The sequence below is a fragment of the Arsenophonus endosymbiont of Bemisia tabaci Q2 genome (assembly GCF_902713415.1).
Taxonomy (GTDB): Bacteria; Pseudomonadota; Gammaproteobacteria; order Enterobacterales; family Enterobacteriaceae; genus Arsenophonus.
In genome coordinates this window covers 1-737 of record NZ_CACTIE010000324.1, presented here as the reverse complement: position 1 = coordinate 737, position 737 = coordinate 1, and the positions used below count along the sequence as shown (strand labels likewise).

Here is a 737-nt window from a genome sequence, read left to right as displayed (position 1 = left end):
ATTACTCTATATCAGTAAATTTATATTGGATAAAAACATATATTGTGTAATCAAAATTAAGTCGCTTAGCTATAATCATAATAGGTAACAATTCTCCCGCCTGGTTGGATGCTATCTAATTGCCAATTTTGTACACCCTGGCTAAGTAATTGTTCAGTACTAAGGTCTTGCCAATTAATAATAGTTGTTTGTGATAAAAAATTTAGTGCATCAACTAAAATAGGCCTCGGATCGTTCATCGGCAGCGGCGGGGTATGATTTTGTTTAGAAAGTTTATTATGAGAACGATTTAATACTAGTGGTAAATGCACATAATCGGGTTGCGGAAAAGCCAGATAGCGATAAAGAGAAATTTGTCTAACGGTTGGCACAATGAGATCCGGACCACGAACAACTTCGGTAATACCTTGGTCGTGATCGTCAATAACGACAACCAGATTATAAGCAAATAAATTATCTTTTCGAACAATAATGAAATCTTCTTCTGCCAAAGAGCAAGGCGCTATAGCTAGGCGACTTTAAAATGATTACAAGTAATTACTCTATATAAGTAAATTTATATTGGAGAAAAACATATATTTTTGTAATCAAAATTAAGACGCTTAGCTATACATAATCACCTTGTAATTGATCATAAAAACTATACACCGGTTTTGACTGTATTATGCTCAAAGCAGCGGAAGAACAAGATAAACCAAGATTGCGACAATGAGCATCGTAATAACCAATCATCAATA

General features: G+C 33.9%; 1 pseudogene. It reads right to left on the bottom strand.

The annotated features are described in order from the left end of the window. Positions 1-65: 65 nt before the first annotated feature. Positions 66-491 (bottom strand): annotated as a pseudogene (locus ARSQ2_RS11735) (glutamate--tRNA ligase family protein); the annotation flags it as partial. Positions 492-737: the final 246 nt, after the last annotated feature.